General features: G+C 72.0%; 20 protein-coding genes. 3 read left to right on the forward strand and 17 right to left on the reverse strand.

Annotated elements, in window-relative coordinates; translation table 11 throughout:
* Positions 1–918 (reverse strand): sigma-70 family RNA polymerase sigma factor (locus tag IIE03_RS09150; RefSeq protein WP_192862451.1); only part of this gene is annotated, 918 nt, incomplete at its 3' end.
* Positions 919–1116: 198 nt separating this feature from the next.
* Here IIE03_RS09150 and IIE03_RS09155 point away from each other — a divergent pair.
* Entirely contained in the window at positions 1117–1884 is a 768-nt protein-coding gene (locus IIE03_RS09155; RefSeq protein WP_192862452.1) for a hypothetical protein, read from the forward strand.
* An 89-nt stretch (positions 1885–1973) separates the two neighbouring features.
* On the opposite strand, the gene IIE03_RS09160 is transcribed toward IIE03_RS09155, so the two are convergent.
* The 6 genes from IIE03_RS09160 to IIE03_RS09185 all read right to left on the reverse strand — a co-directional run bounded on the left by IIE03_RS09160 (position 1974) and on the right by IIE03_RS09185 (position 9276).
* Positions 1974–2282, reverse strand: a complete 309-nt coding sequence (locus IIE03_RS09160; protein ID WP_192862453.1) for a DUF1540 domain-containing protein — start codon at positions 2280–2282, stop codon at positions 1974–1976.
* Between the two features lie 195 nt (positions 2283–2477).
* Entirely contained in the window at positions 2478–2930 is a 453-nt protein-coding gene (locus tag IIE03_RS09165) for a heat shock protein transcriptional repressor HspR (protein ID WP_192862480.1), read from the reverse strand.
* A gap of 27 nt (positions 2931–2957) precedes the next feature.
* Positions 2958–3950, reverse strand: coding sequence for a DnaJ C-terminal domain-containing protein (locus IIE03_RS09170; protein ID WP_192862454.1), 993 nt, complete (start codon positions 3948–3950; stop codon positions 2958–2960).
* 61 nt (positions 3951–4011) lie between these two features.
* Complete coding sequence (grpE, locus tag IIE03_RS26695) at positions 4012–4746, reverse strand: nucleotide exchange factor GrpE (protein WP_192862455.1); 735 nt, start codon at positions 4744–4746, stop codon at positions 4012–4014.
* Positions 4743–6614 (reverse strand): molecular chaperone DnaK, encoded by a 1872-nt coding sequence (gene dnaK, locus IIE03_RS09180; protein ID WP_192862456.1) that lies wholly within the window; start codon positions 6612–6614, stop codon positions 4743–4745. Before dnaK ends, grpE begins: the two co-directional genes overlap by 4 nt.
* Before the next feature lie 181 nt (positions 6615–6795).
* Entirely contained in the window at positions 6796–9276 is a 2481-nt protein-coding gene (locus tag IIE03_RS09185) for a hypothetical protein (RefSeq protein WP_193107584.1), read from the reverse strand.
* A 365-nt stretch (positions 9277–9641) separates the two neighbouring features.
* Between IIE03_RS09185 and IIE03_RS09190 the strand changes: the two genes are divergently transcribed.
* The gene (locus tag IIE03_RS09190; RefSeq protein ID WP_192862458.1) at positions 9642–9914 is read left to right on the forward strand and encodes a hypothetical protein; all 273 of its coding nucleotides are present in this window, start codon (positions 9642–9644) and stop codon (positions 9912–9914) included.
* Between the two features lie 61 nt (positions 9915–9975).
* Here IIE03_RS09190 and IIE03_RS09195 read toward each other — a convergent pair whose 3' ends face one another.
* From IIE03_RS09195 to IIE03_RS09225, 7 genes are all read right to left on the reverse strand, one after another.
* Complete coding sequence (locus IIE03_RS09195; protein ID WP_192862459.1) at positions 9976–11199, reverse strand: dipeptidase; 1224 nt, start codon at positions 11197–11199, stop codon at positions 9976–9978.
* A gap of 25 nt (positions 11200–11224) precedes the next feature.
* The gene (locus tag IIE03_RS09200; protein WP_192862460.1) at positions 11225–11584 is read right to left on the reverse strand and encodes an RNA-binding S4 domain-containing protein; all 360 of its coding nucleotides are present in this window, start codon (positions 11582–11584) and stop codon (positions 11225–11227) included.
* Between the two features lie 88 nt (positions 11585–11672).
* Complete coding sequence (locus IIE03_RS09205) at positions 11673–14771, reverse strand: S8 family serine peptidase (protein WP_192862461.1); 3099 nt, start codon at positions 14769–14771, stop codon at positions 11673–11675.
* 162 nt (positions 14772–14933) lie between these two features.
* A complete protein-coding gene (locus tag IIE03_RS09210; RefSeq protein ID WP_192862462.1) occupies positions 14934–17381 on the reverse strand; it encodes a beta-xylosidase/alpha-l-arabinosidase in 2448 nt (815 codons plus the stop codon).
* A gap of 70 nt (positions 17382–17451) precedes the next feature.
* Positions 17452–18333, reverse strand: a complete 882-nt coding sequence (locus IIE03_RS09215; RefSeq protein ID WP_192862463.1) for a carbohydrate ABC transporter permease — start codon at positions 18331–18333, stop codon at positions 17452–17454.
* Between the two features lie 3 nt (positions 18334–18336).
* Positions 18337–19359, reverse strand: coding sequence for a carbohydrate ABC transporter permease (locus IIE03_RS09220; RefSeq protein ID WP_192862481.1), 1023 nt, complete (start codon positions 19357–19359; stop codon positions 18337–18339).
* A 5-nt stretch (positions 19360–19364) separates the two neighbouring features.
* Positions 19365–20672 (reverse strand): extracellular solute-binding protein, encoded by a 1308-nt coding sequence (locus IIE03_RS09225; protein ID WP_192862464.1) that lies wholly within the window; start codon positions 20670–20672, stop codon positions 19365–19367.
* 306 nt (positions 20673–20978) lie between these two features.
* Between IIE03_RS09225 and IIE03_RS09230 the strand changes: the two genes are divergently transcribed.
* Positions 20979–21986, forward strand: coding sequence for a LacI family DNA-binding transcriptional regulator (locus IIE03_RS09230; RefSeq protein ID WP_192862482.1), 1008 nt, complete (start codon positions 20979–20981; stop codon positions 21984–21986).
* 95 nt (positions 21987–22081) lie between these two features.
* Here the strand turns inward: IIE03_RS09230 and IIE03_RS09235 are convergent, their stop codons facing one another.
* The 3 genes from IIE03_RS09235 to IIE03_RS09245 form a co-directional block, all read right to left on the reverse strand.
* Positions 22082–22267, reverse strand: a complete 186-nt coding sequence (locus IIE03_RS09235; RefSeq protein WP_192862465.1) for a hypothetical protein — start codon at positions 22265–22267, stop codon at positions 22082–22084.
* A 130-nt stretch (positions 22268–22397) separates the two neighbouring features.
* Positions 22398–24746 (reverse strand): glycoside hydrolase family 3 C-terminal domain-containing protein, encoded by a 2349-nt coding sequence (locus tag IIE03_RS09240; protein WP_192862466.1) that lies wholly within the window; start codon positions 24744–24746, stop codon positions 22398–22400.
* 105 nt (positions 24747–24851) lie between these two features.
* Positions 24852–25394: a GNAT family N-acetyltransferase gene (locus IIE03_RS09245; RefSeq protein WP_192862467.1), complete on the reverse strand. Its 543-nt coding sequence runs from the start codon at positions 25392–25394 to the stop codon at positions 24852–24854.
* Between the last annotated feature and the right edge of the window lie 113 nt (positions 25395–25507).

Below are 25507 nucleotides of genomic sequence, written 5' to 3' on the forward strand. Positions count from 1 at the left end.
GCTCGCCCCGACGCCCATGCCGGTGCCTCCCGCGGCGCTGCCGACACCGCCCGCCGAGGTGCCCGTGAAGCCACCCGCCGACGCCGCCTTGACGGCGGTCGCCAGGCTCGCGCCCACGGGAATGGCGGATCCCACGAGCGCCAGGCCGGCCGCGCCGAGCACGAGCGGTGCGACGACGCACTTCATCCCGTGCGCGACGTCGGCCAGTTCCAGGACGAGCGCGCTGCACGTGCCGCACGTGGACAGGTGGCCCTCGATCCGGGCCTTCTCGCGGCGGGACAGGCTGTCGCGGACGTACCCGCCGAGGTGGGGATTCACCGCGCGGCAGGTGTCCGACGGCGCGTGGGTGAGGTGCTGCTGCAGGTAGCCGTCGCGCAGGGCGTCCTTGGCCCGGTACAGGAGCGCGGACACGCCGTTCGGCGTGAGGCCCAGCACGGGGGCGACCTGTGCGGGCTTGAGGTCGTCGACCAGGCAGTACCAGAGCACCTCCCGCCAGCGCTCCGGCAGGCCGAAGTACGCGCGCGAGACCACGGAGCGCTCGAAGCCCTGGAGGGCGGGGTCCTCGGACGAGGCGACCCTGCCGAGTGCGGCCTCGATCTCCGCGTCCTCGGCAGGGCGCATGCGGCTGGCCCCGCGGGAGACGTCGTACGCGCGATGCCGCACCACGGTGTAGAGGTAGGTGCGGAACCCGCTGTCCGGGCCCGCGCCGCGGCGGAGCATCTCGTACAGCTTCGAGAAGGCGTCGGCGACGACGTCCTCGGCGTCGCCGGGCTTCACGTACTGCCGGGCCAGGGCCCGGGCGGCCGCTGCGTGACGCGTGTAGAGCGTGCCGAACGCCTCCCGGTCACCTGACCTGACCTGGAGGATCAACTCGGCATCGCTCGGCGCCTCTCCTGCGCCGCGATCCACTTGCGTCACGTTGCCAACCTCGCCGCCCTCAGTCTCGTGCTCGCCCGGTGTGGTCTGCCGTCGGCCCCTGAACACACTTGACGGATCAGACTATAGGCCCATTGAACCGGAAGGGGGGAGGGTGAAACCACGGATGAAATCGGCCCGGGGGTGGTCTCACCGGCCGGAATATGCGTCATGATGTATCCCCGTGGGGGTCCAACAAACATGAGCGAGTCGCAGCAGAAGGCGCGGAATCCTGTCCGCGGCCTGCGTGAACGCTGGCGCGACGAAAGCCTGGCCACGGTGTGGATCCGTCCCGGGGACTGGTACCACCCGGCGGTCGAGGCTCTCGTGGAAGCGGTGGCGGAGGGCCGGCCGGTCGGAGGACCGGCCGAGCGGCTCGGTGCTGCCCGCGCCGCCGTCGGCGCCGGGATCGCCGAGACGCTCGACGACGTCACCGTGCTCTACACGGTCGCCGCGCTGCCGATCCCCCCGCACGTCCTGCGCGCCGTCGCCGTCGGCTGGGTCGCGGAACACGAGCGCGTGCCCCTCCGGGTGACGGCGCACGACCCGGCGACCGGCCTGCCCACCGGCGAATACCTCGCCGAGCGCCTGCGCGAGACCTACGGCGCCGCACAACGCGACGGGACCCGGGTCACCACGACACACTGTCTGCTCCTGCTCGACGTCGGCCTCGACGATCTCGACACCTGGCAGCGCCTCGCGCGGTCCGCGGCGATCGGGCGCACCCTGCACCAGGTCTTCGGCGAGGGACATCCGATGGCGGCGCTCACGGACGCCACCTACGCTGTGCTGTGCGAGCGCGGGAGGGCGACAGCGGACATGGGGCAGGCGCTCCGCCGCGTCGTCGAGCACAACGCCGAGGTGCTGGGGCTGACCGCCGAGGTGCGGCGTCCCACGCGGGTCTGGCTGGAACGGCTGCCCGACACCCACGAGGCGGCGATCATGCTGCTGACGCACCTGAGCCGGTGACGATGCGACGCTGAACCGCCGAGTCCACCCCGCGCGGACCGGGCGGGGCGGACTCGGCGGGGCGGGCACGCGGACTCGGCGAAGCGAGTTCAGCGCGTCTCGAAGGTGAGGCAGTCCGCGTGGCTCGGGTCCTCGGGGCCCGCACCGACGCGGATCGAGCCGGCGGTGCACTCCAGGTGCTCGTTGTGCAGGCACTCCGCGCGCTGGCAGGCACCCACGTGGGCGATGACCTTCTCCAGGCCGCCCTTGGTGCTCAGCGGGATGAACGTCGCACACTCCGCGTCGCCGGAATGTCCGGCGATGGTGACGGCACCGGCGTGGCAGCCGTGGTCGTGGTTGTAGCCGCAGCCCTCCACCGAGCATTCGGCGACCTCGGGCATCTCCATCAACGTGCTCATGCTTGTCTCCCCGGTGCGGACGGCACGCCAGGGCGGTTCCCGGGCGTTCCGTGGTAACCCGACAAACATATTCCAGAATCTCTGGATCGGATAGCCAGGAAAGGCTTACCTGAACATTGTCCGGAACTCCGTGGCGGCTAATATTATTTAGGAAACAATTGCATCAGGAAAATCCCGGGCGGATGCCGTCAGGGCTCAGCCGCGGTCGCCGCGGTGCGGCCGCCAGAGCACCAGCGCGCCGGACGTCCGCGCACGTCGGACGCCCTCGGACCGCTCCACCACCGTCTCCTCGACGTGGATCTCACCGCGCCGCACGCGGCGCCCGCGAGGCACCACCACCACGTCACCGCTCGTTCCGGCGGCGAAAACCCGTCCGGTCTGCTGCAGCTGCACGAGCGCGTCCTCGAGTCGCTCCTCCAGCATCGACACGTGAGCCTCGAGATCGAGGATGCGCTTGATGCCCGCGAGGTTGATGCCCTCCCCCTGGGCGAGTTCCTGGACCTGTCGTAGCCGGGCGACGTCGCGCAACGAGTAGCGGCGGCCCCGCCCGCGCGTGCGCCGCGGCACGACCAGCCCCAGCCGGTCGTACTGCCGCAGGGTCTGCGGGTGCATGCCCGAGAGCTCGGCCGCCTGGGAGACGGTGAACATGGGCGCGTCGTCGGCCACGCGTTCTCCCTACCCCTTCGCCCGTTCCGTCAGGTCCGCGCGCGGATCGGTGCCGTCGCTCGCCGCCGCGAACGCGTCCAGCGCTTCCCGGGCGGTCTTGCTCAGCTTCTGCGGGACGACCACCTGGACGGTCACGAGCAGGTCACCCGTGCCGCGCGCGGTGTGCGCGCCGCGGCCCTTGGCCCGCAGCACCTTGCCCGACGGCGTCCCGGCGGGCAGCTTCAGCTTCACCGTCTCGCCCGACGGCGTCGGGACCTCCACCGTGGCGCCCAAGGTCGCCTCCGGGAAGGTCACGGGCAGCGTGAGACGCACGTTCGCGCCGTCGAGCCGGAACACCGGGTGCTCGGTGACGTGCACGGTGATCAGGAGGTCACCGGCCTCGCCGCCGCCGGTGCCCGGCCGGCCCTTACCCCGGAGCCGGATCTTCTGGCCGTCGTTGACCCCGGCGGGGATCCTCGCCGTGAGCGTGCGGCCGTCGACCGTCAGGTCGACCGTGGCGCCCTCCAGGGCGGTGCGGAACGGCAGCGTGGTCGCCGCCTGCACGTCCGCACCGCGCTCCGGCGCGCGGAACCCGGCCGGCGCGCCGGCACCGCCGAACATGCCGCCCAGGATGTCCTCGAAACCGGCGGCACCCTGTCCGGCGCCGGGCCCGGTGCGCGAGTAGCGTACGCGCGGACCCGCGCCGCCACCGCCGAACATCGCCCCGAGGATGTCCTCGAAGCCGTTCGCCCCGCCACCGCCGGGACCGGCCGAGAAGCGGGCGCCACCGGCCATGGCGCGGATCGCGTCGTACTGACGGCGCTGCTCGGGATCCGAGAGCACCGCGTACGCCTCACCGATCGCCTTGAACCTGGCCTCTGCCTGCTCGTCGCCCTTGTTCTGGTCCGGATGGTACGTCCGGGCCAGTTTCCGGTAGGCCTTCTTGATCGCCGCGTCGTCGGCGTCCTTGGGGACGCCGAGCTCGGCGTAGAAGTCCTTCTCCATCCAGTCCTGACCGGTCACGGCACCTCCGTCTGCGGTGGTCGGGCGGTGGTGGGGCCGGGCCGGCCCCACCACCTGGGAGTCACTCGGGGCCGACGACGCCGACGCGCGCCGCGCGCACGACCTTCTCGCCGATCCGGTACCCGGGCTCGACGACGAGGTTCACCGTGGTGCTGGTGGCCTCGGCGTCGGTGTTGTGCATGAGTGCGTCGTGCACCTGCGGGTCGAACTCCTCACCCACCTGGCCGAAGCGCTCGACCCCGAACTTGGCGAGGGACTGGTCCAGCTTCTCCGCGATGGCGGCCATCGGGCCGCTCAGCTCGCCGTGCTGCTTCGCCCGCTCGACGTCGTCGAGCACCGGGAGCAGCGCGGCCAGCACGTCCTGCACGCCCCGCTCCCGCGCGATCTCCTGGTCGCGCAGGGCACGGTTGCGGTAGTTCGTGAAGCTCGCACGCTCCCGCTGGAGCGCGTCGAGGTGCTGCGCCGCCTCCGCCTTGGCGGCGAGCACCGCGGCGTCCTCCTCGGCCTCGCCGGACGGCTCGAAGTCGAGCGCCTCCAGCGGGTCGGTGGCGTCGGGCTCGTTCCCACCGGGCTCGTTCCCACCGGGGTGGTTCTCGGCGGGTTCGTTCTCTGCGGGTTCGTTCCCGGCGGCTCCGTCGTCGGAGGGCCCGCTGCCGGCGGAGGCACCCGCCGCAGCGGCACCGGGCTCGCGCGGCGTGCCGGCCTCGGGGTCGATCCTGCGCTTGTCGGTGAACTCGAACGGGCGCCCGCCCGAGCCCTCGGGCTCGGGTGAGGCCTGCGGCGTCTGCTCGGTCACTTCTTGTCGCCCTCGTCGTCCACGATCTCGGCGTCGACGACGTCGTCGTCGGCCGCCGGCTTCGGCTCGCCACCCGCCGGGGCGCCGTCGGCGCCCGGCTGGCCGCCCTCGGACTCGGCCGCGGAGTACAGCGCCTGGCCGATCTTCTGGGAGGACGCGCCCAGCTTCTCGTAGGCGGACTTCACCGCCTCGGCGTCCTCGCCCTCCAGGGCGGTCTTCACCCCGGCGATGTCGGCCTCCACCTCGGAGACCACGTCGGCCGGAAGCTTGTCGCGGTTGTCCGCGACCTGCTTCTCCATGGAGTACGCGAAGGCCTCGGCCTGGTTGCGCGTGTCCGCCTCCTCGCGACGCTTCTTGTCCTCCTCGGCGTGCGCCTCGGCGTCCTTGACCATGCGGTCGATGTCCTCCTTGGGGAGGGCCGAGCCGCCGGTGATCTTCATGGACTGCTCCATGCCGGTGCCGCGGTCCTTCGCGGACACGTGCACGATGCCGTTCGCGTCGATGTCGAACGTGACCTCGATCTGCGGCACGCCGCGCGGGGCCGGGGCGATGCCGGTCAGCTCGAAGACGCCCAGCGGCTTGTTGTCGCGGGTGAACTCGCGCTCGCCCTGGAACACCTGGATCGCCACGGACGGCTGGTTGTCGTCCGCCGTGGAGAAGACCTCGCTGCGCTTGGTCGGGATCGCGGTGTTGCGCTCGATGAGGCGCGTCATGACACCGCCCTTGGTTTCGATGCCGAGCGACAGCGGGGTCACGTCGATGAGCAGGACGTCCTTGCGGTCGCCCGAGATGACGCCGGCCTGCAGCGCGGCGCCGACGGCCACGACCTCGTCCGGGTTCACGCCCTTGTTGGGCTCCTTGCCGCCAGTGAGCTCCTTGACGACCTCGGTCACGGCCGGCATGCGGGTGGAACCGCCCACGAGCACGACGTGGTCGATGTCCGACACCGAGATGCCCGCGTCGCGGATCACGGCGTGGAACGGCTGCTTGGTGCGGTCGATGAGGTCCTGCGTCATCTGCTGGAACTGCGCCCGCGTGAGCTTCTCGTCCAGGTGGATGGGGCCGTTCTCGCTCATCGACAGGTACTGCATCGAGATGTTCGTGCTCGTCGCGGACGAGAGCTCCTTCTTCGCCTGCTCGGCGGCCTCACGGAGGCGCTGCAGGGCGATCTTGTCCTTGGACAGGTCGACGCCCTCGGAGTTCTTCACCTGCTTGATCAGGTGCTCGACGATGCGCTGGTCCCAGTCGTCGCCGCCCAGGCGGTTGTCACCGGAGGTGGCGCGCACCTGGATGGTGGAGAAGTCGTCCTCGTCCTTGCCGACCTCGAGCAGGGAGACGTCGAACGTGCCGCCGCCCAGGTCGAAGACGAGGATCAGCTCGTCCTCCTTGCCCTTGTCCAGGCCGTAGGCGAGGGCGGCCGCGGTCGGCTCGTTGACGATGCGCTGCACCTTGAGGCCCGCGATCTGGCCGGCGTCCTTCGTGGCCTGGCGCTCGGCGTCGTTGAAGTACGCCGGGACGGTGATGACGGCCTCGGTGACCGGCTCGCCGAGGTACTCCTCCGCGTCGCGCTTGAGCTTGCCCAGGATGCGGGCGGAGATCTCCTGCGCGGTGTACGTCTTCTCGTCGATGTCCTGCGACCAGTCCGTGCCCATGTGGCGCTTGACCGACGAGATGGTGCGGTCGACGTTGGTGACGGCCTGACGCTTCGCGACCTCGCCCACCAGGACCTCACCGGTCTTGGAGAAGGCGACGACGGACGGCGTCGTGCGCGAGCCCTCCGCGTTCGCGATGACGGTGGGCTCGCCGCCCTCCAGGACGGCGACCACCGAGTTGGTGGTGCCCAGGTCGATACCGACGGATCGGGACATGTCTTTCTCCTTCGCAGGGCCGACGGCGACCGGGGCGGCCGTCGTCGCACGGGTTGAGTCTGCTGCACTCAACTTAGGTCCCCGACCACCCTCTGGCAAGCCGACGGGCCCGAAGTTGAGTCTGTATGGCTCAACTTCAGGCCCGTGGTCGGTATTCCCCGCGGTCACGACGCCCCGGTCGTCACCCGGACCGCTCGATGCCGTCCTCCGCGGTCTCCCTCTCCGCGGTCTCCCTCTCCGCGGTCTCCCTCTCCGCGGTCTCCCTCTCGGCGGCCTCTGTCTCGGCGGCCTCCGTCGTAGCGGGTTCCGGGTCCGGGTCCCAGGGGCCCGTGGGCGGTGGCAGCAGCGGCGGAGGAAGCCGCACCCCGGAGCGGGACGGCAGCGGCTTCGCGGCCGCGGACCCAGCGGCCCCGGACTCCGCAGGCCCGGAACCGCCGGACCCCACCCCTGTCCCGGACCCCGCTCCTGAACCCGCGCCTGCCCCTGGGTCCTCCGCATACGGACCCGTCGGCGCCGGTACGCCTACGGCCCCCGACCCGGGGTGCGCGGACCGTTCCGGCGTGTCCTGCGCGAGCGCCCGGCGCGCCCGGCGCCGTCGTGCACGGATCACCAGCCAGATCGTGAGCAGGCCCGCGCCGAGCACGAGCACCACCAGGAGGATGCCGACCCACCGGGCGAGATCCACGAGCCGCACGGTCTGCTCGGCTCCCGCGGCCGCCTCGTCGAGGCGGCCCGCGTCGAGGTCCCGCACGGCGCCGTCGGCCGCGTCGCCGGCGAACAACAGCGACTCGGCGAGCTCCGTGACCGGGTCACGCTCCGCGCGCACCCTCTGGACGGCGTCGCTCACCTGTTCGGTCACGTCGGCGACGCGGGGCATCGTCTCGACGAGGTCGGCGTAGTCGAGGCCGGTGGAGGCCTCCTCGTACTCCTCCCGCGCGTCGGAGGGGGCGGGGAATCCCGCTGCCGCGGCGGCCTCCTGGATGCGGCGGGCGGCCTCGGGGGTGTCGCCGATCGCCTTGCGCGCCTCGGCGGCGCGGCCGAACTCCCACGACGTCATCCGGATGCGCACGCCCTGCGGGGGCTCCCACTCGCCGTCGGCCTCGTCGAGGGCGAAGTACTGCTCGCGCTCCTTCGCCCGCTTGGGCAGCTGCTTCTTCTCCTTGTCGGTGAGGACCCAGGTCGCGAACGTCTTCTGGGCGTCCTCGACGCCGGCGCGGTCCTCCAGGAGGTCGAGCAGGCGACGCCAGTCGGGCTTGCCCCAGACGTGCTTGTCGCCGGGCTGCTCGTAGGCGGACTCCCCTTCCAGCAGGGCGGAGACGAGCTCGGTGAACTCCTCGTCGTCGAGGTCCGCCACGAGCTTCTCGAACGTTGCCGGAGCCGCCGCGTAGGCGTAGTCCTCGACCGCGTAGTCGACGTCCCTGAAGTCGCGCGTGAGGTTCGTCCAGGTGTTCAGCGCCAGCGCGCCGTCAGCGTCGCGGGCGACGTCGGGCCGCTCGACCTTCCCGCCGGTCCGCTCCACGACACGACGCGCGATGGCCTCGGTGAGGCCCTCGATGAGCCAGCGGCCCTCGAGGGTCTCGCCGTTCACCCAGGTGTGCGTCAGCTCGTGGTAGAAGAGCTGCTCGTCGAGGTCCTCCCCGATGACGATCTCCTCCTGCTGGTCGTCGTACCAGGCGAACCCGACCACCTCTGGCGAGACGTCCTCCCGGATCTCCTTCAGGCCGCCCGGCCAGTCCTGGCCCACGATCTCCTCCACCACGGGCAGGCCGTCGGTGAGCCGCTTCTTGACGAACGTCGTCCACTTGGTGTCGCCCGGGAAGCTGAGCAGCGTGAGCTCCTCGCCACCGACCTCGACGCGTGTCGTGTCGGCCTGGTCCGGGTTGCGCAGCGAGACGGGCGACCAGATGCCGTACTCGTCCGTCACCGAGCTCGTGGACCAGGTCCTCCTGCCGTCCGACCGCTCCTCGGTGAACTCGCCCGCCAGGTTGGTGAACTCCATCGCCTCGGGCGCCACGACCTCGACGCTCACCGAGCCCGGGTCGCCGATGGCCTGGGTCGCGAAGGTCGCGTACCCCTTGCCGACGCGGGTGTAACCCTTCGACCGGATCGGGTCGCCGGGGATCGTGTAGCTCCAGTCGATGGTGCGGCTCTGCCCGTACCGGAGGTTCGAGAACGAGGTGGTCGCCCAGGTCGTGAACTCGTCCTCCGTGGGCTCGAAGCGCACGGGCAACGACTGGCCGGCGCTGGTCGCCCGGACGTTCCGGGCCCCCTTCGGGACCGGGATCCCGTAGGAGTTCCAGAAGTAGTACATGAGGCCCTGGTCGGGCTTGACGTTCCGGATGGTCGTGCGGACCGTCGCCTTCACGGTCCGGCTGCCGCCGTCGTACACGTAGCGGCTGTGCGACGACTCGGCCAGCCCGTCGGCGATCAGGGCGGGCATCCTGGCGCCCGCCACAGCGGTCTGCGGTGCGGCGGTCCGCGGTGCGGCGGGCGGCGCGGGCTCCGGGCCGGCCACCGCACCTCGCACCGCAACGCCGGCCGACGGCGGCGGCGCGGCGAGCGGCGCCGTCGCGTCCGCCGCCCCCACGGCCGTGGCAGGTGGCGCCGCCGGTACGACGACGGCTGTCCCGCACACGACGACGGCGGCCACCACGCGGGCCACCGCCTTCGCCGCCGCGGAAGCGGAATTCCTGGTGCCCTGGCCCATCTGCGGTTGCCCACCCGTCCTCACGCTCGTGCCGCCCCGGCGCGAATCGGCGGGGCGGTCGGCATGAAGACTCGCCGCCCTCGCTCGTCCGGGTCAAGCCAGATTGCGCGGCCCTCGGGTGAAATGGACGGATTTCACCCGCACGGCGATCCGTCCGCCGACATGGCGAAAATCTTGCGCGAGCAGTCCTTCAAGGCAACGAATGTCACCGTCGGCAGGCGCGGCGCCACGAGGTGCGATACACAAGTGCCACGGTCGGACGCGCGCAGGGGGCGCGTCGGGTCGGGCATCCACACAACTGCTGTCACCAGGGGGTTCACATGGCAAGCGTCCAGGGCAGTTCGTTGTCGATCGCTCTCCTCACGGCCCTCCTGGACCCTGAGGAGGACGGACTGCGCTCGCCGCTGGTCCAGGACCTTCTCGACGAGGCCCTCACCACCCGCGGTGAGGCGCGCGACGTGATGGTCGCCCTGCTCGCGGCGTCCGGTTCGATGCTCGGGCAGATCAGCGAGCGCAACGGCGACACCCCGCTGGAGTCCCTGCAGAAGGTCGCGCTCGGGTTCCAGAGGAAAGTCGTCGAGCTGGGATCCTGACCGACTCGACCGGTCCCGGGCCGCCCCGCCGGGCTGAGCCCGGCGGCTCCGGAAAGCACCGTCAGGCGTTGCCGAGCCGGGCCGTGCTCGGCGCTCGCTCCGCCGCGAGCCGCCCGGCCACGCGCTCCGCCTCACGCAGGACGCGAAGCATGTTGCCGCTGGTCAGCTTCGCCAGGTCGGTGTCGGACCAGCCGCGCCGGGCGAGCGCGGCGAGCAGGTTCGGGTAGCCGGACACGTCCTCGAGGCCGGGAGCGAACCCGCTCGCGCCGTCGTAGTCGCCGCCCAGGCCCACATGGTCGATCCCCGCGACGTCGCGCACGTGCTCGACGTGGTCGACGACGTCGTCCAACGTCGTGTGCGGGATCGGGTGATCCGCCTCCCATTCCTTGCTGAACGCGCTGAACCCGGTGTAGCTCGCGGGGTCGACGCCGCGAGCGCGCGCCGCCTCTGCGGCCTCGGCACGCCACGCTCCGATCTCCGGGGTCACGAAGCCCGGCACGAACGTCACCATGCACAGTCCGCCGTTGCCGCCGAGCCGCGCCAGCACGTCGTCGGGCACGTTCCTGGGCACGTCGCAGACGGCGCGGGCCGAGCTGTGGGAGAACATGACCGGCGCCTCGGTGACGTCCAGCGCGACGCCCATCGTGGCCGCCGAGACGTGCGACAGGTCGACGAGCATCCCGAGCCGGTTCATCTCGCGCACGACCTCGACCCCGAACTCGCTCAGGCCGCCGTGCCCGGACGGCTCGCCGGTGGCGGAGTCGGCCCACGGGTTGTTGTGGTTGTGCGTCAGGGTCAGGTACCGCACGCCGAGGCGGTACAGCATGCGCAGCGTGCCGAGCGACGAATCGATGGACTGGCCGCCCTCGGCACCCAGGAGCGAGGCGATGCGGCCGGCGGCCCACGCCTTCTCGACGTCGTCGGCGGTCAGGGCGAGCGCGAAGGTGTCCGGCCAGGTCTCCACCATCCGCCGCACGGCGTCGATCTGCTCGAGCGTCGCGGTGACCGCCGCGCTGCCGGGCAGGTCCGACGGTGCGTACACCGACCAGAACTGCGCGCCGACTCCCCCGGCCCGCAGCCGCGGGATGTCGGTGTGGGTGCGCCCGGCCGTCCCGGCGCCGATGTCGAGCGCGGTCCAGTCGTAGCCGACCTGCTCGCGCGCCTCCCATGCCAGATCGTTGTGGCCGTCCCAGACGGGGTGGCGCTCCAGCAGGGCGGCGATACGCTCCGCGAGGGGATCGGAGGTGCGGTCGGAGGTGTCCGACGGCGGCGTGGGGGCGGGCATGACCGTCACGCTACCCGAGGCGGGATCACCGGCGGCGGCCGCGCAGGCGGTCGATCTCGCGGCGCTCGCGCTTGGTGGGGCGGCCCGTGCCACGGTCGCGCACGCCCACCGCCTCGCGCTCGACGCGCGTCGGGAGCGGCTCGCTGTGGTCCAGGTAGGCCTTCACGGCCAGGGGCGCACCGACGCGCTTCGGCACGAGCTCCACGACCTCGACGTCACGCCCGCGCAGCGCGTCGCGCCAGGTCACGCGATCACCGACGGCGACCTGCGACGCCGGCTTGGCGGGTTTCCCGTTGATCCGCACCCGCCCGGCCCGGCATGCGGCGGCCGACACGGAGCGGCTCTTGAACAACCGGACGGCCCACAACCACACATCGACTCGCATCACCCCATCTTCCCCCGAACGACGAACCGCCGGGGCAGAGGACCCCGGTGGAATCCCCCGCCCCGGCGGAGCGTCGTGGCCTCCGGGGTCAGCTCACGCGCCGCCAGCTGCAGCCGGCCGTCTCGAAGGCGCGCGCGCCCGACGGGATCGTCAGGGTCATCGGCTCGGCCGCACGCCCCGACGCGATGACGTGGGCACCACTGCGGCTGCCCGTCGTCTCCGAGAGGATCGCGTAGTGGCACACGCCCTCGGAGCCCGGGCCGGACGTCACGTACGTGCCGCGCTCCAGCTGGTCGCCGAGGACGAAGACGCCGTCCTTCCACGTGGTGTACCGGGCCTTCGTCATTCCCGGGTAGTACTTCGTCCAGGTGCCGCAGCCCTCGGACCAGAAGGCCCAGTCGGTGGACTTCACCGTGGCGACACGCCAGCCGGAGCCGTAGTCCGCGCCGAGCCGGTTCGTCTCGGACGCCCACCGTTCCCAGACGCACGTCGACGAGCCCGCCTTGGCCGTGTAGGTGCCCGCCGAGACGCCGGTCCAGCCGCCCTCGGGGATGGTGATGCTCGAGGCGGCAACCTCAGGGGTCCGCCCGCTGAGGCGCGGCGTCGTCGCGTATCCCGAACGACGGGCGGTCACCTGGACCGTGATGCGCTTCTTGTACTGCGGGCCCTTGATCCTGAGGGTCTTCCCGGTCGCGTCCGGGATCGGCCGCCCGTCGGCGTACCACTGGTAGGAGAGGCCCGACGGGCTCGGCTTCCAGGTGCCCGGCTTCGCGGTCAGCTTCCCGCCGACCTCGAGCCGGCCGGACATGCCCGGCCGGGACGTGGTGGAGAACGCCTTGCCGACCTTCAGCCCCTTGCTCGTCCGCCACGAGCTCTTGTAGCCCGTGCGGTAGCCCTTGACCGTGACGGTGAGGGTCTTGCCCTTGTACTTGGCCGGAACCTTGTACGAGGCGCTGGTCGCACCCTTGATCTTGGTCCCGTTCACCTTCCACTGGTAGGTCGTCCGGGTGCGCCCCGGCGTCCACTGGGCGGCGATCGCCTTGACCGTCATGCCCACGGCCGGCGTCCCCTGGATCCGCGGGGTCGACGTCGAGAAGACACCGGAGGCCACCGTCTTGCCGCCGACCGTCTTGGTCACGGTGTCGTAGCCCTTGCGCTTCGCGGTGAGCGTCACCGTGAGGTTCGCGCCGCGCTTCGACGCCGTGGGCTTGTAGGTGAAACCGGTGGCGCCGGAGATCGCCGTGCCGTCGGCCTTCCACTGGTAGGTGAACTGCGTGCCCGACGGCCAGGCGGTCCCGGCCTTCGCCCGGAGCGTGTTGCCCACGCGCACGGTCCCGCTGATCCAGCCGCCGCCACTCATCGTCGCGTTCGCCACGGGCGCCGTGGGTGCGCTGGTCCGGGCGGTGGGCAGGCGTCCCTCGGCCGTGCCGAGCACGGTCACCGTGATCTCCGCCCCGGCGTCCGCGGGCTGCACCTGGTATGTGGTGTTCGTCGCGCCGGAGATCATCGTCCCGTCCCGGCGCCACTGGTAGTCCAGGCTCGCCGCCGGCGACCAGGCGGCGCCGTCGGCCACCGCGGTGAGCGTCTCGCCGACCTTGGCCGTGCCCGTCACCGACGGGTCCTGCGTGGCGTCGAACTCCATCGACTGCGCGAGCTCGTACGCGGCCAGCACGTCGAGCCGGCCCTCGCCGTAGACGTTGTTGTCGTCCGCCGTGCCGCCGCAGGCGAGGGCGGCGGTGCCGCCGACGTCGACCGCCGAGCCGTCCAGGATCGCGCGCGTCGCCGGGACGTCGCCGACCAGCGCGGGGAAGGCGCTCCACAGCAGGGCCACGGCACCCGCCACGTGCGGGGCGGCCATGGACGTGCCGGACAGCTGCTCCAGCTGCGTGCTCCCCGGGACCGCCGAGAGCACGCCGACGCCCGGCGCGGTGATGTCCGGCTTCACGGAGCCGCTCTGACCCGGGCCCCGCGAGGAGAAGTCGGCGACGGTACCGCTCGCGCGGAGCGCGCCCACCGAGTACGAGGCCGCCTGGGAACCGGGGGCGCCCGAGCTCTCGCAGCCGTGCTCGCCCTCGTTCCCGTTGGCGAAGGCGGCGAAGATGCCCGCGGCCTCCCAGGCCGCGACGACGTCCGCCATGAACGGGTCCGTCGAGAGCGCCTCGCCCCAGGAGTTGTTCACGACGTGCGGGCGCTTCGCCGGGTCGGCGCCGGAGCCGTCCCACCGGGTCGGCGCGAGGATCCATTGGCCGGACCGGACGAGGGCGGTGTCGAGGCACAGGTCCGCGCAGCCGTTCGCCGCGATCCACTCCGCGTCCGGGGCGACGCCGAAGGCGTACTCGTTGCCGCTGGACGCCGACGTACCGACGCCGCCGATCATCGTCCCGACGGTGTGCGTGCCGTGCCCGTTGTCGTCGGAGGGAGCACCGTCCCCCGTCCCGGCGGCGTCGTACCAGTTGTAGTCGTGACCCGACGACGCCCCGCGGTACGCCGCGGCGACGCTCGGGTTCGCCCGGCTCACGCCGGTGTCGATGTTCGACACCACGATGCCGCCGCCCGTGGCGCCGAGCGCCCAGACGTCGTCGGCGTTGATCGCGGCGATGCCGGACGTCGGCGCCGCGGCGACGACCGCCTGCTCCTCGGCGGTCACCTCGGCCGGCTCCGGCAGCGCGTACCGGACCGTCGGGCGCACCTGCGTCACCTCGGCGTTCGCCGCGAGCTCCGTCGCGAGGTCGAGAGACCCGTTCTCCACGAGGATCGCGTTCGACGCCCAGTACGTCTCGTACGAGACCCCCGCCCGCTCCAGGTCGGCGACCGCCGCGGCCTGCGACTCGCGTGCCGCGGCCTGCAACGTCTCGGTGACGTACCGGCCGCGCTCGGCCCAGTCGCTGATCTCGTAGGCGGCGGACAGGTCGGGCGCCTCCCCGAACCGCAGCCAGAAGCTCGTGTTCCCGCGCGCCGTGAAGTTCTTGCGTGCCGCGGTGGTGATCTTGTCCTCGGGCCGCCGCACGGCTCCGGGCAGCGCCCCTGTCGTCGGCCGGAGATCGCCGTGGGACGCGGCCGGATCGCCGCTGCGGAAGGTGCGGGCAGTGCCCTGCCCGGGGTCGTCGTCGGGCACGACCGCGGCCGCGGTTCCCGGTGTGGCCAGGAACGCGACGGCGGCCGCGGACGCGACGACGCGCGTGAACATGGGGTGCATGGAAGCAGCTCCGGGTGCTGAAGGTGCCCGCGAGACGGAGCACGCTGACCCGCCGTGATCGGCGGTGGGAGACAACCGGACTATATCGGCGTGGAACGAAATCCCAGTGCCAAATGCCTGGATTTCACCCGGAGGCCGCCACCCGCCGATGGCTCAGGAGCGCGCGATCGTCGCCGTGACCCAGCGACGGTCCGACGTCGTCACCTCGTGCGCCTCGCCCGTGATGCGCACGGTCCGGCGGGCCCTGGCGGGCTCGTGGTTCGTCCCCGCCACGCCCTCGACGCCCGACGGCTGACCGTCTCCAGCGGCGGCCCGCACGTCGTCGGTGTCGGCGATGCCCTCGGCCACCACCCTGACGACGCTGTCACCCGCGCTCGCACCGGCCCACACCTCGACGTCACCCGGCTCGACGATCCGCACCAGGTCCCTCCCGGAGAACGCGAACCGCTGCGTGGGCACGTCGAACGTCACGGTCGCCGCCTGGCCAGGCTCGAGCGTCACCCGCTCGTAGCCGAGAAGTTGTGCGGTCGGCCGCGCGATCGACCCGACCACGTCGTGCCCGTACAGCTGCACGACATCGGCCCCGGCGACGCCTCCCGTGTTGGTGACCCGCACGACGGCGCGGAACGCCCCGCCCGCCGGGACCTCCGCGTCCACCGCCACCAGCTCGCGCTCGAAGGTCGTGTACGACAGGCCGAACCCGAAGGGCCGGGTGGGCGTCGGATCGGTGCTCGTCACCTCTGACGGGCCGCCCAGGATCGGCTGCAGGTACGCGTACGGCTGCGACCCGGTGCTCCGCGGCAGCGACACGGGCAGCCGCCCGGACGGGTTGACCCGGCCCGACACGACCCGCGCGACCGCGGTGCCACCCTCCTCGCCCGGGAAGAACGCCTGGAGCACGGCCGCCGGGCGTGCCCCGGCGCCGTCGAGCGCCCAGCCGATGCTGTACGGGCGCCCGGTGAGCAGCACCATCACCACGGGCGTGCCGGTCGCGGCGACCGCCTCGACCAGTTCGCGCTGCACGCCGGGCAGCTCGAGCGACTCGCTGTCGTTGCCCTCCCCCACGGTGCCCCGGCCGAACAGGCCGGCCTGGTCGCCGACCACCACGACGGCGACGTCCGCGGCCTCCGCGGCGGCGACCGCCTCCGCGAACCCGGAGGTGTCGGCGCCGTCCACGGTGCAGCCCGCGGTGTACGTCAGCTCGGCGGCGGGCAGCTCGCCGCGCAGCGCCTCCAGCACGGACGGAATCTCGAAACCGATGTCGACCTGGTCGTGATGGGCCAGCACGTGGTTGGCGAACGAGTAGCAGCCCATGAGCGCCTCGGGCCGGTCGGCGTTCGGCCCGATCACGGCCAGCCGGCGCGGCGACGCGGCGTCGGTTCCGGTCAGCGGCAGCACGCCGTCGTTCGCGAGCAGCACCACGGACTCCTCCGCGAGCCGGCGCGCGATGTCGCGGTGCCCGGGCGGGTCGAGGTCGATCGCCGTGGGCGGATCGTCCTCGAAGGCGTCCGGCTCGAGCAGGCCGAGCTCCTCCTTCTGCGCGAGGACGCGCAGGACCGCGCGATCCACGTACGCCTCCTCGTACTCGCCGGATCGGATCCGCTCCGCGAGCGGCGCGAGGAAGGCGTCGCCGGACGGCAGCTCGACGTCGATCCCCGCGGTGAGGGCCTGCGCGGCCGCGTCGCCGCGGTCCGCCGCGACGGCGTGCATCACGGTGAGGAAGGCCACGGCGAAGTAGTCGGAGACGACGACGCCCGTGAAGCCCCACTTCTCGCGCAGCAGCGTCGTGAAGTACTCCGCGTTCGCGGCCATCGGCATCCCGTCCACGTCCGTGTACGAGTTCATGACGGAGCGCACGCCGCCGTCCAGCACCGCCATCTCGAACGGCGGCAGGTAGGTGTCCGCGATCTCGCGCGGACCCGCGCTCACGGGCGCGTGGTTGCGGCCGGCCCGGGAACCGGAGTAGCCCACGAAGTGCTTCAGCGTGGCGTGCACGCCCGCATCCTGGAGGCCGCGGACGTACGACGTGCCGATCGTGCCCACCACGTACGGGTCCTCGGCAATGCACTCGTCGACGCGTCCCCAGCGGGGATCGCGGACGACGTCGAGCACCGGGGCGAGGCCCTGGTGCACGCCGAGCTGCGACATGGACTCGCCGATCGCCCGGCCCATCTCCTCGACGAGCGCCGGGTCGAACGACGCACCCCAGGCCAGCGGCGTGGGGAAGGTCGCGGCCTGCCAGGCGGCGAGGCCGGTCAGGCACTCCTCGTGCACGACGGCCGGGATCCCGAGCCGGGTCTCCCGCTTCAGTCGCCGCTGCTCCTCCCACAGCCAGGCGGCACGTTCCGCGGGGTCGACCGGTCGCGTGCCGTACACGCGCGTGTACTGCCCCAGGCCGTGCTTCGTGACCTCGGCGAGCTCGCCGGAGGCACCCCCGCCGCCCATCTCACCCTGCATGGGTGCGACGACGTTGCCGCCCTGGTCCAGCCAGTACCCGACGATCTGGGCCAGCTTCTCCTCGAGCGTCATCTGCGCGAGCAGGTCCCGCACACGCTCCGACGCCTCCGGCATCGCCGGCAGGGCCACTTCGAGATCCGTCATCGGACCGTCCTTTCTGCAAAGTGCTGGATGCTGTCCTGGGGGCTTTCAGGCCGTTCCGTCCCGGCCGCCGTCAGCCCTTGACCGCACCCTGGAGTCCGTTGACGATCCGCTTCTGCATCGCCAGGAAGAACACGAGAGCCGGAATCATCGCGAGGGAGGTGAAGGCGAAGACGCCTGCGGTGTCGGAGGCGTGTTCCGACGAGAAGTCCGCGACGCCGAGGGGCAGGGTCTTCATGTCGCCCTGCAGCAGGAGCAGCGGCAGCAGGTACGCGTTCCAGGACGCCACGAAGGCCAGCACGCCCACGGTGACCATGCCCGGCCCGGACAGCGGGATCAGGATCCGCCAGAAGAAGCCGATCCGGCTGGCGCCGTCGATCATGGCCGCCTCCTCGAGCTCCTTGGGCAGCGCCATCAGGAACGGGCGCAGGATCACCACGGTCATCGGCAGCGCGAAGGCGGCCTGGGGCAGCGCGACGCCGATCCAGGTGTTGCCGAGCTGCAGGTTCTGGGTGATGAGGATGAACAGCGGCACGATGGCGACGGTGGCCGGGAACAGCAGTCCGACCACGAACACCATGAACAGGCCCTCGCGCCCCTTGAACTCGTAGCGCGCCAGCGGGTACGCGGCCATGACGCCGAAGACCACCACGACCGCCGTCGTGATGAGCGACACGCCCACGGAGTTCCAGGTGTACTGCCAGAACGTCGGATTGGTGAGGACGCCCACGTAGTTGTCCAGCACCCAGGGGTCGGGCAGGCCGGCCGGCGTCTCGGCGAGCTGGGCGTTGGTCCGGAACCCGCCCAGCACCCCGTAGATCACGGGCCCGAGCGTGAGCGCCACGACCACCAGCGCGATGCCGTACACGATGACGTTCGTGGGCCGGAGTGATCCTGGGCGTCGGTTCCGCGTCGTGGGGGCCAGGGAGAGATCGTTCATCGTCGATGCGCTCATTCGTCAGTTCCTCCCGGTCTCGGGACGCGTGTCGCGACGCAGGATCAGCTGCTGGTAGAGCACCGCCATGAACAGCGCGACGACGAACAGCACCACGGAGGCGGCACCGGCGATCCCGAAGTTGCTTCGCTCGGTGCCCTCGTTGATCAGGAAGGTCGCCATGGTGGTCGTGGCGTTCGCCGGGCCGCCGCGGGTCAGGATCCACACCATGTCGAAGAGCTGGAGCGAGCCGATCATCGACAGGAAGCCCCAGGTGCGCAGGGTCGGGCCGAGCAGCGGGATGGTGATCTTGCGCTGCACCTGCCACCACGTGGCGCCGTCGAGCTGGGCCGCCTCGTAGAGTTCCTCGGGCACGCCCTGCAGGCCGGCGAGGAAGAGGATGACGGCCAGGCCGAGGTACTTCCACGTGAGGACCACCATCAGGGTCCACAACGCCAGGTCCGGGTCGCCGAGCCAGCCCTGTTCCGGGCTGCCCAGGCCGACGGCATCGAGGATCCCGTCGATGACGCCGTACTGCGGCTGCAGCAGCTGCAGCCAGATCACACCGGCGACCACCTCGGCCAGCACGTACGGCACGAAGATGATGGTCCGCAGTGCGCTCTGCCCCCACATCCTGCGGTTCAGGAGCAGTGCGATCGCCAGTCCCAGCGGAAGCTGGATGAGGATCGACAGGCCGACGATGACCAGGTTGTGCACGACCGCGCCGGTGAAGACGTCGTTCGTCAGCACGGACACGTAGTTCCGCAGGCCCACGAAGTCGACGAGCGGCCCGATGCCCTTCCACCGGAAGAGGGACATCTGCACGGCCGTCGCGATCGGGACGATGACGAACAGTCCGAAGAGCGCGAGGGCGGGCGCCACGAAGAAGACGATCTCCAGGCGCTTGCGCAGTTGCGAGTTCACCCCGCGGCGTCCGCCCCGCGCGGGGGCCGCCGGCCGCACCCGGGAGGTGCGGCCGGCGGCTCCGCGCGCGGGCGACGTCGCAGGCGAGGCGGCCACGTCCCGCGTGGTCACGTCGTCTGCCACGTCAGTCACTCCGACTCTGCTGCCGACTGGATCGCGTCGACGATGTCCTGCGGGCCCGCCTGGCCGGCGAACATGAGCGCGATCTCGTCGTTCATCGCGCCGCCGACGGACTGCCCCAGGCGCGTGTCCAGGTAGAGCTGGGTGTTGCCGCCGCCGTCCCGCACCGGGATCAGCTGCGCGAGCGTCTCGTCGGCCACGGAGCCGGTCGCCGCCGGGTTGGTCGGCAGACCCATGTCGCGCTCGGCGAAGCCCTGCTGGACCTCGTCGGACAGGAGGTACTTGGCGAAGTCGACCGCCGCGTCCGGCGCACCGGACGACACGGACCACGCGTCACCGCCGCCCATCTGGTCGGCCGGGTCCCCGCCCTGGCCGTCGAACGTCGGGAACGCGAACCAGCCGAGGAAGTCCGGCACCTGCTCGTCCTCGGTCAGGCCGCCGGCCACGCCGGGCTCCCAGTGGCCGGCCAGTTCCATGGCCACCTTCTCGGTCGCCAGGAGGCCGGAGGCCGACGTCGGGCCCTCCTGGGCGCCCGTGGAGAGGAAGCCCTTGTTGAACGGCTCCTTCGCGATGATGTCCTCGACGTCCTCGCCCGCCTTGATGAAGCACGGGTCCGAGTAGTCCGTGTTCGCGATCGCGTTCTCCACGGTCTCGAACGGGCACTCGCGGACGACGGCGTAGTACCAGTAGTGCGCGGCCGGCCAGGCGTCCTTGGCGCCCACCGAGATCGGCGTGATGCCCGCCTGGTCCAGCTGGTCGACGTAGCCGTAGAACTCCTCGATGGTGGGGCTCGGGTTGACCTCGTCGATCCCGGCCTCGGCGAAGAGGTCCTTGTTGTACCAGAAGCCGACGATCCCCATGGAGAAGGGGAGGGCGTAAACCTTTTCATCGACCGTGTACTGGCCCGTGAAGGCCGAGATCTTGGCGATCTCGTCGGCAGCGGCCTCCGTGAGGTCGCGGACCACGCCGGTCTCCACCTCGGTCTGCAGTTCGCCGCCTCCGCGGCTCATGTAGACGTCCGGGATCTGGTCGTCGCTGCCGGACTGGAAGGCCGCCTGCAGCTTGGTCGTCATGTCCTCGTGCTGCATCGCACTGACCTCGACCGTGACGCCGGTCTCGGCCTCGAAGTCCGCGGCGACCTGGTCGTAGTACTCCTTGCCCTCACCGGTGTTCGAGTTGTGCCACCAGGTGATGGTGTCGGCGTCGGCGTCGGTGCTGCCGCCACCACCGCCGCCCTGGCCGGCGCAGGCGGCCGCGAGCAGCGCGACGGCCGAGCCCAGCGCGATCGCGGCCACGCTTCGCTTCGTCCTCGTCATGATCTGAACCCCTTGGTCTTCTTCGACGGAGTCGACAGGAAGGATCTGTCAGCGACGAGAGTGACAGGTGACACAGCGGTTGGTCAAACGTTGTCGATATCGATTTCGAAACAACCGAAGCTCGGCGCGTGGCATCTCCGTAGTCAAGGTAGTGTCTCCTTCGTGCAGAGCGGTACGAATTTTCCTGGTAGAACCGGGGCAGAAACCGGTGACGAGGCGGGGGCGACGACGTCGTCGCCCGACGTCCCGTCGCCGGACGACCGGCCGGAGGAGGGCTCCGAGGGCGGCGGCCTCCGTGCCGGCCGGGTGACGATCACCGACGTCGCGCGGGCGGCGGGCGTGTCCGTGGCGACGGTGTCCAAGGTGGTCAACGGGCGCTACGGGGTCGCTCAGACGACGGCGAGCCGCGTCCTCGAGGTGGTCGACCAGCTGGGCTACGAGTCCTCGCTCGTCGCCCGCAGCCTCCGCCGCCGGCGCACCAACGTGATCGGCGTCCTGGTGGCCGAGTTCGAGCCCTTCAGCACCGAGCTCCTCAAGGCGATCTCCAAGGCCGTCGAGGGCACCGGGTACGAGCTGCTGGCCTACTCCGGCGGCGGTGACACCTCCGATCGCGTGGGCTGGGAGCGGCGTTCGCTGTCCCGCCTGGGTGGCACGCTGATCGACGGCGCCGTGATCGTCACCCCGACGGTCCAGGTCCCGACGGACGAGGGCATCCCCGTGGTCGCCATCGACCCGCACACCGGTCCGACCGGCCCCGCCACGGTCGACTCCGACAGCCTGGCGGGGGCACGCATGGCGACCGAGCACCTCATCGGCCTGGGCCACACCCGCATCGGCCATCTCGGCGGACGACGCGACCTCGAGTCCGCCCGGCTCCGCGAACTGGGCTACCGCCAGGCCATGAGCGACGCAGGGCTCACCGTGGATCCGAGCCTCGTCCTCACCGGCGGGTACCGCCCCGACCTCTCCGACCGGCCCGCGCACGAGCTGCTGGACCGGCCCGACCGGCCCACCGCCGTCTTCGCGGCGAACGACCTGTCGGCGCTCCACGTCGTGGAGGTCGCCGGCGAGCTCGGCCTGCGGGTGCCGGAGGATCTCTCGGTCGTCGGGTACGACGACATCCCGGAGGCCGCGGCCGCGCGGCCACCACTGACCACCGTCGCGCAGCCGCTGCGCGAGATGGGCGCCGAGGCGCTCCGCATGGTCGTCTCCCTGATCGAGAACGAGGCGCCGCGCGCCCGGCAGGGGCATCACACGCGCCTGCCCACGCGGCTCGTGGAGCGCGCCAGCACGGCGCCGCCGCCGGCGCACTGATCTCCTGGGTCGCTGACTTCCTGGGTCACCGGCCTCTCCTGGGGCGGGCGCCCCCGAGCCGCCGCCCACCGTCGTCTCGTCGTCACCCGTCGTCGTCACCGCCCGAACGGCACGAGCTCACCGATCGTGGGCGAACCGCCGGGGAGCTCCGCCGGGGCATCGCCGAAGTCCGTCTGCGACGGGTTCACCAGGATCATCGCCGCGATCCCGGCGAGCAGCACGAGAACGACGCGCAGCAGCATGCTCCGCGAACGTGGGCGGGCTCGATGTTGGTGCAGCATGATCGGCCTCCTGGGGCAAACACACGCGACGGCAGGCCCACCCGCACGACAGCTCAGGCACGGCGCTGTGCTGCACGCACCGTAGCAACTCCGGCCGAGCGCGCGTCAACGCCGTCGCGGGGCGGAGCCGCTACCTCGGGGCGGAGCCCCGAAGCCTCCGACGCACCGAGATCGACCCCAGCACCTTCGCCGCCGTCCGCTTGATCCGGCCCGCGGATCCGTCGGACAGCGCGATGAGATCGGCGAGCTGCTTCTCGCTCACGCCCGCCTCCGGGACGTACGGGATCCGGCCGACCGGGATCGCGAGCGCCATCTCGCGCACGTCCTCGTCCATGGTCTCGATCGCGCTCGTCACCAGCGGGCCCACCGTCGGGTCGGCGGCCGCCTCCCGGAGGGACGACGCGCGGGTGATCGGCCGCAAGGCGTCGTCCCCGGCGATCTCGATCTCGGCCGTGGCCCGCAGGTCGCGGCTGGACGCGCCGACCTCGACGCGCCACGTGCCGCTCTCGGTGACCCAGCCGTCCTCCCGCACGCTCCAGTGCGCCAGATCGCTCCTGGGCACGGTGAGCTCCACGCGCCGGGACTCGCCGGGCTCCAGCTCGACGACGTCGAACGCGGCGAGCACGCGCGGCGGACGCGCCACGGCGGACGCGTCCCGGCCCACGTAGCACTGCACCACCTCACGGCCGGGCACGTCGCCCGTGTTGGTGAGGGTGAGGGTGACGCGCAGTTCGTCGTCGCCTGCCGTCACCGTGAGGCCGTCGTAGCCGAACGTCGTGTAGGACAGCCCGTGCCCGAACGGGAACGCGACGTCGAGGTCACGGGCGTCGTACCAGCGGTGACCCACGAACACCCCCTCGGCGTACCGGACGTGCAGGTCCTCGCCCGGGAAGTCCAGGTAGGCAGGACCGTCGGCGAGGCGGTGCGGGATCGTCTCCGACAGTCGGCCGGAGGGGTTGACGCGGCCGGTGAGCACGTCGGCCGTGGCGGAGCCGCCGGCCTGGCCCAGCAGCCAGCCCTCGACGACCGCGGGGACGCGGTCCGCGAACGGGAGCCGCACCACGGAGCCGTTGGACAGCACGACGACCACGCGCGGGTTCACGTCGAGCACGGACTCGAGCAGGTCGACCTGGACGGCCGGCAGGTCGATGTGGGTGCGGTCGCGCCCCTCCGCCTCGGCGTCGTCCGGTAGGCCGGCGAAGAAGAGGACGACGTCGGCGTCGCTCGCCTCCGCGACCGCCTCCGCCGCGAGCGCGGTGTCGTCGCCCGCCTCGCGGCCGAGCGCGTAGCCGGGGGCGAACGCCAGGTCGGGGTAGTCCTCGGTGAGGGCGGTGAGGGCGTCGTCCAGCCGGGTGGGGACCACCTGCGAGGATCCGGCTCCCTGGTACCGGGGCGTGCGGGCGAGCTCGCCGACGACGGCGATCCGGGCGTCCTTCGCGAGCGGGAGCAGCGGGGCGGGGCCGTCGTCGCGGGCGGGCGCCTCGTCGCCGGCAGGGGCCTCGTCGCCGGCGCGGGCGACGGGCTCGTTCCGCAGGAGCACGATGGCGCGGGCGGCGGCCTCCCGCGCCAGTTCGTGGTGGTCGACGAGGTCGGTGGCGTCGGCCGGGCCCTCGGCGTCGCGGACGCGGTGGGCCAGCGCGACGACGCGCCGGGCCGCACGGTCGACGTCGGCCTCGGGCAGGTCGCCGGACTTCACGGCCTCGACGATCTGCCGGACGCGCGCCTCACCGGGTGCGGGCATCTCGAGGTCGAGCCCGGCGCGCAGGGCCGCGATGCGGTCGTCGACGGCGACCCAGTCGGAGACGACGAGTCCGTCGAACCCCCACTCGTCACGCAGTACGCCGGTGAGCAGACGCGGGTCCTCGCCGACATAGGTGCCGTTGACCCGGTTGTAGGAGCTCATCACGGTCCAGGGCCGGGCCTCGGTGACCACGCGCTGGAACGGCCGCAGGTGGATCTCGCGCAGGGTGCGCTCGTCGACGTCGGCCGAGACGCGCAGCCGCTCGGTCTCCTGGTCGTTGGCGACGAAGTGCTTGACGCACGCGCCGACGCCGGCGGACTGGATGCCGCGCACGAGAGCGGCTCCGACATGCCCGGCCAGCAGCGGGTCCTCGGACACGTACTCGAAGTTCCGCCCGCACAGCGGGGAGCGCTTGATGTTCACGCCGGGTCCGAGGACGACGCCGACGCCCCTCTCGGCCGCCTCGGCACCGATCGCGGCGCCGACGCGTTCGGCCAGGCCGACGTCGAAGGTCGCGCCCAGGGCCACCGCGGGCGGGTAGCAGGTGGCGGGCTCGGCCCCCGCGATCGCGCCGTTCGCCGGGTCGAGGCGGCGCACGCCGTGCGGGCCGTCCGCGAGGAACACAGCGGGGACGCCGGGAAGGTCGGCGGTGGTCCAGTAGGACACCCCACCGACGAGGCGAGCCTTCTGCTCCACGGTGAGGCGTCCGACGACGTCGGCGGGTGCGGCGGAAGTCATGCCCGCATCATCGCACCGGAGACCCGATGCGACGAAGGGCGCGACACGGCAGGGTGCCGACGGTGCCGACGGTGCCGACGGTGCCGACGGTGCCGAGGAAGGGTGTCACAGGATCCGCGCCATCTCCAGCTCCGGCCCCATGGCTCCCGTGAACGTCGCGCCGGTCGCGGTGAAGCCGAGCCGGCGGTAGGCGCCCTGCGCCCGGGCGTTGTCCCGGTGCACGTACAGCCGGGCGCGGTGCAGCGCCCGTTCCCGGGCCCAGCCGAGCGCGGCGTCGAACAGGTCGTCGATCAGCCCGTGCCCGCGGTGCTCGGGCCGGACGTAGACGCCGACGACGTGCGCGCCGTCGCGCTCGATCCGCCTCTCCTCGAAGTCCCGCTGCCCGGCGCGCTCGATCAGGGTGACGGCGGTGCCCACCCACCGACCGTCGTCGGACATCGCGACGAACTGCCGGGCGTCCGCGGCCGGGCCGGCGTCGAGGGACGACGTCCGGGCGCGACGGATCCAGAACTCGTCGGGGTAGGCGGACTCCTCCTCGTACGTGGAGAGGAAGGCGAGGGGCGCCGCCTCGTCCCGCAGGGCGTCCATGCGCAGGTCACGGATCTCGCGCCACTGCGTGGCCCGGACGGGGCGGATCTCGTACGGCATGCCGGAATGGTCGCACGTCGGGCGGATGAAATTCCCACGACGCCCTTCACAGGAATGTCACACTCTGGTTCGGTGTGACCCATGGCACACAACACCAGACGCGTCGCGCGGTG

The organism is Myceligenerans pegani (genome assembly GCF_014892515.1).
In the GTDB taxonomy this organism is placed as follows: Bacteria; Actinomycetota; Actinomycetes; order Actinomycetales; family Cellulomonadaceae; genus Myceligenerans; species Myceligenerans pegani.